The sequence below is a fragment of the Pseudoalteromonas sp. ESRF-bin5 genome (assembly GCF_002632075.1).
Taxonomy (GTDB): Bacteria; Pseudomonadota; Gammaproteobacteria; order Enterobacterales; family Alteromonadaceae; genus Pseudoalteromonas; species Pseudoalteromonas marina.
Genome location: NZ_NTLW01000108.1, coordinates 1 through 5,405 on the forward strand (window position 1 = coordinate 1; position 5,405 = coordinate 5,405).

Annotated in this window: 3 protein-coding genes; 1 reads left to right on the forward strand and 2 read right to left on the reverse strand. The window is 41.2% G+C overall.

What is annotated here, in order from left to right; genetic code table 11:
* Positions 1-1,155 (forward strand): magnesium transporter (gene mgtE, locus BCG07_RS05465; RefSeq protein WP_286889147.1); only part of this gene is annotated, 1,155 nt, incomplete at its 5' end.
* A 69-nt stretch (positions 1,156-1,224) separates the two neighbouring features.
* Here mgtE and BCG07_RS05470 read toward each other — a convergent pair.
* On the reverse strand, positions 1,225-3,411 hold the full coding sequence (locus tag BCG07_RS05470; protein ID WP_286889149.1) for a YgiQ family radical SAM protein: 2,187 nt from the start codon (positions 3,409-3,411) through the stop codon (positions 1,225-1,227).
* 107 nt (positions 3,412-3,518) lie between these two features.
* Positions 3,519-5,405: bifunctional diguanylate cyclase/phosphodiesterase (locus tag BCG07_RS05475; RefSeq protein WP_286889151.1), on the reverse strand; the 1,887-nt coding region annotated here is incomplete at its 5' end.

Sequence of the window (5,405 nt, forward strand, 5' to 3'; positions counted from 1 at the left end):
CTCGAAGAATTATCAGAAGACGTGCGCCTGGGTATTATTGCCCAAATGGAGCCTGAGCACATTGCTGCTGCCACTGAAGACATGGGTCACGATGACCTAGGTGAAGTATTACGTAGTTTGCCTGACACTGTTTACCAAGACGTTGTTAGCGCCATGGACACCCAAGATAGAGAGCGCGCAACACAAGCGCTATCTTATCAAGAGCGTTCTGCTGGTGCACTCATGAACACCGATACGGTAACTATTCGCCCAGATGTGACCATTGATGTCGTACTACGTTATATTCGACTTCGCGGAGAGTTACCTGAAGGCACTGATGACCTGTATGTGGTTGATAAACATAACTGCTTTATTGGTGCTTTATCGCTGAGTACATTGCTAACTAATCCACCAGAAAAAATTGTTCGCGATTTAATGGATGAAGAATGTGAGTCAATTCCAATTTCAATGGATGAAAGTGAAGTCGCACAACTGTTTGAGCGCCATAATTGGATCTCGGCCCCAGTTGTTGATGACAACGATCAGCTACTTGGTCGTGTCACGATCGATGATATTGTTGACGTAATTCGTGAAGACGCCGAACATAGTTTACTGAGTTTGGCGGGCCTTGATGATGAAGAAGATACCTTTGCTCCTGTCTTAAAAAGCTCTAAAAAACGCTCAGTATGGTTAGGAGTTAACTTATTAACCGCGCTTGCGGCCGCCTTTGTAGCCAGTTTTTTTGAAAGCACACTCGATATTTTACCCATTTTAGCAGTGCTTAATGGCATCGTTCCTTCTATGGGCGGTGTTGCTGGCAGTCAATCACTTACACTTGTTATTCGTGGTATAGCTGTTGGTCATATAAATCAAACCAACCAACGCTTTTTAATGATGAAAGAACTCGCTATTGGAGCACTCAATGGCATTTTGTGGTCATTGTTGATAGCGGGTGTCATTGCACTTTGGCAGTGGGATTTTATGCTCGGCGGCGTACTCGCTTTTGCCATGTTTATGAACTTAGTTGTGGCAGGGGTTGCTGGTGCAAGTATTCCAATTTTACTTAAAAAAATGAATATAGACCCTGCACTTGCAGGCAGTGTAGTGCTAACAACAGTGACAGATATTGTGGGTATTTTTGCCTTTTTAGGCACCGCCACTTGGTTGTTAATATAAATTTAAAAGCTGTTATAAAAACACGCGCAGTTAATTTATAGCTGCGCGTTTTTATTGTCTCGGTAATAACTATCTGGCTTTGTGCCTATTTCCACCCACTTTAGGTTTTGTATTAGCCTTTTTAAACTGACTAAATCCCGTATGGCGTGTAAGCGCTGGGCGACCCCCTTTACGGCCTTTATTAACGGTTTTACCCGCTTTTTCATCGCGGCCTTCTTCTGGTACTAAACAGTTTGGCCCTTTGCCAATTAGGTTAGCTTTACCCATTTTGCGAAGTGCTTCACGTATCATTGGCCAGCCCGATGCATCATGGTAGCGCAAAATAGCTTTGTGTAATCTGCGCTGGCGTGCTCCTTTTGGCACTGGCACTACTTCACTATTATTCTTGATATTACGCAGTGAGTTCATCTCTGTATGGTAAATAGTGGTCGCATTGGCCATTGGAGATGGATAAAAGTTTTGCACTTGATCCAACTTAAAGTCGTTAGACTTAAGCCATAAAGCCATGTTTACCATATCTTCGTCTTTAGTTCCTGGGTGCGCAGAAATAAAATACGGAATTAAATACTGCTTTTTACCCGCTTCTTTCGAGTACTTATCAAATAATTCTTTAAATTGATCGTAAGCACCCATGCCTGGCTTCATCATTTTTGATAATGGACCGTCTTCAGTATGCTCTGGCGCTATTTTTAGATACCCGCCCACATGATGTGTCACCAGCTCTTTAACATAGCGAGGATCGCGTACAGCAAGGTCATAGCGAACGCCCGAAGCGATAAGAACTTTTTTAATGCCTTTTACATCACGTGCTTTTTTGTATAAATCGATTGTTGGCGTGTGATCCGTGTCCATATGCTTACAAATATCAGGGTATACGCACGATAAGCGTCGGCAGGTACTTTCTGCTTTTTTGCTTGTACAACGTAATTTGTACATGTTGGCCGTTGGCCCACCTAAATCGGAAATAACGCCAGTAAAACCGGGCACTTTATCTCTGATCTGTTCAATTTCTTCAATAATGGACTCTTGCGATCGGCTTTGAATAATTCGCCCTTCGTGCTCTGTAATCGAACAGAATGAACACCCACCAAAACAGCCGCGCATAATATTCACCGACGTTTTTATCATGTCGTAAGCAGGTATTTTAGCGTCGCCATAACGTGGATGAGGAATTCGTTGATAGGGTAATCCAAATACCGCATCCATTTCATGTGTTTCTAAAGGATAAGCCGGTGGATTCACCCAAATAGAGCGATCGCCATGACGCTGGAATAAAGCTCTTGCACAACCAGGGTTAGTTTCTTGGTGTAATATTCTTGAGGCATGCGCATATAAAGGTTTGTTAACACTTACTTGCTCGTAGGCTGGAAGTTTAACATACGTTTTTTCCCACGGCTTAGGGCGCGCTGGCTGCACGGTAATAGGCTTTGCAGCTTCTGCTTTTAAATCAATACCAGCTTGTTTAAACTCAGACTTGCTACAGCCAACATCATCGGCTCCGTAAGGGTTTGGAATGGGGTCTATTTTACCTATTTTATCAATAGCTGTTGAATCACTCCCCCGCCAGCCCGGCAAAGGTTCTTTACGAATAACAGCGGTGCCACGAATGTCTTGAATCGTATCCATCGTTTCACCACCGGCAATACGGTGGGCAACTTCTACTAATGGGCGCTCAGCATTTCCGTAAATCAATATATCGGCTTTTGAGTCAAACAAAATGCTACGGCGCACTTTTTCTTGCCAATAATCATAATGAGCTATCCTGCGAAGGCTTGCCTCAATACCGCCAATAACAATAGGAATACCTTTGTATGCTTCACGACACTTCTGAGAGTAAATCATCACCGCTCGATCTGGCCGTTTACCACCTACGTTGTCTGGTGTATAGGCATCATCGTGGCGCATACGCTTTTCAGCTGTGTAACGGTTAATCATTGAGTCCATGTTACCAGCAGTTACACCAAAAAATAGGTTTGGCCTGCCAAGCTCCATAAATGCGTCTTTTGTATCCCATTTGGGCTGAGCAATAATACCTACTCTAAAACCTTGCGCTTCGAGCACACGTCCTATCACTGCCATCCCAAAGCTTGGGTGGTCAACATACGCATCGCCACTGATTATTATTATGTCGCAGCTATCCCAGCCAAGTGCATCCATTTCTTCGCGTGATGTAGGTAAAAATGGTGCAGTGCCGTAACACTCAGCCCAATACTTGGGGTAAGAGAATAAGGCGCGCTTAGCTTTGAGTGTGCTCATAAATGTGACCGTAGAATAACAAAAGGCGCAAATTATACATCATAGACTTGTTTATATATACAACATTACAACGTATGAAATACCTTTAACACTAAGCCTATAATTATCTATGTATTTCGTTTACCAATGAACTCTAATAACTTGTTTTCAGGCATAGGTTTAGCATACATAAATCCTTGTACTTCATCGCATCCTAAGTCTTTTAAAAACTTAGCTTGTTCCTGCGTTTCAACACCCTCTGCTATTGTTTTTAAACCTAACTTTGCACCTAACGATATTACTAATCCAGCAACGGCACCGGTATCACCATTATTAAGATCTTTAATAAACGACCTATCAATCTTTAGTCTATCGATAGGAAGGCTTTGTATATAACTCAATGAAGAAAACCCTGTGCCAAAGTCATCAATAGCCACTTCAATACCCAATGCTTTGAGCTCCCTCAGAGTGTTAATAACCGTGTCTAACTCATCCATTACTACACTTTCAGTGACTTCAAGTTCAATGTTTTTTGGATCCACACCGTATTTTAGTAGGGTATTTTTAACTGTTTGCGCATACCCTTTAACTTTAAATTGCGGAACCGACACGTTAACAGCAATACAAATTTCAGTTCCTTCGTTTTCTAATCGCTTTTGCTGTTGGCACGCTTGCTCTAACACCCACTGCCCTATATCAACAATGAGTCCAGCGTCTTCAGCTAAAGGTATAAACACTGCGGGTGAAATGTAGGTGCCATTTTCCAATGGCCAGCGTAAAAGAGCTTCACAACCAATTAAAGATAAATCATCAAACGATAACTGCGGTTGGTACCATACTTCGAGCTTCCCTCTGGCAAAGTCATGGCGCAGCTGTCTAATTAAACCTAATCGCCACTCCATTTTTTCTTGCATATCAATACTGTAATAAACACCTTCCTTGTGCTTTATTTTTTTAGCATGATTTAAAGCAATATAAGCCACTTTTAATGTTTCTAAACCAGAGCCTTGAAAGTCTTGCTGTTGGCATAAGCCAATTCTAAAATCGATGGGTAACACATGTTCCGCAGCAGAAAACGACGGACTTAACTTTTCATTAAAATCAGTTAAAACAAATTCACTTTTTGGGATTAAAAAACCAAATACATCAGCACCTACACGAGAGAGTAATTGAGCTGTGGGGACAATTGCTCTCAAACGCTCAACAATAGCAATAAGTAGCTTATTACCTACATCTTGCCCTAAGCCATCATTTATATCTGAGAAGTTAATAACGTCTAACAAAACAAACACATATTTGTTTTCACTGACGTTTTGAAAATCATCTATGCGCTCAATAAAATCAGTTCTATTTGAAATACCAGTGAGTAGGTCTTTATAAGCTGCATCTCTTAGCTTTACAAACAACCGTATATTATCGAGCGCAATACTAATATTAGTTAAAAATATTTCAGCAAACTGCAGTTGAATATCGGTCGGTGCTCCACCACTCTCAATATATAAAGCAGCTCTGCGGTGCTTACTTTTTAAAATAAAGGTGATGCTGTTATCTGTATATTGATGAGTGAGTTGTCCAAAACAGGCCTCAACCTGAGATAACGCAGTTTGGTTAACATTAACTAATTTTTCACCAAAATATTCTTCGTACTTTTCACACCCGCCCAGTACCTGAATAAAATTTTCACCATCAAGCTTGGTACAAATTAATCCGTTAGATTTACAACCTAAAATAACCCCCATAAACTCAAGTGCTTTATTGCACAATACTTTTATATCTGTTTGCCCCAAAATGTATTTAGAGGCAGATAAAATAGTATTCATCGCTTGCGCTTGATACTCAAGCAGGCATATCTGTTCGAAAGAACGAATAGCAGCAATAAGCGTTGTCACAAGTTTTGAGCGTGTCAGCTCTGTTTTAGTTTTGTAATCGTTTATATCGTATTCACGAATAACTTTTTCTTCGGGGATATTAGCGGCTTGGCCCGTACGTAAAATAATGCGAACGCGTTTGTTATT

Excerpts from the sequence above, each read along its gene's own strand:
- BCG07_RS05470 (WP_286889149.1), bottom strand. The coding sequence starts at position 3,411 with ATGAGCACACTCAAAGCTAAGCGCGCCTTATTCTCTTACCCCAAGTAT.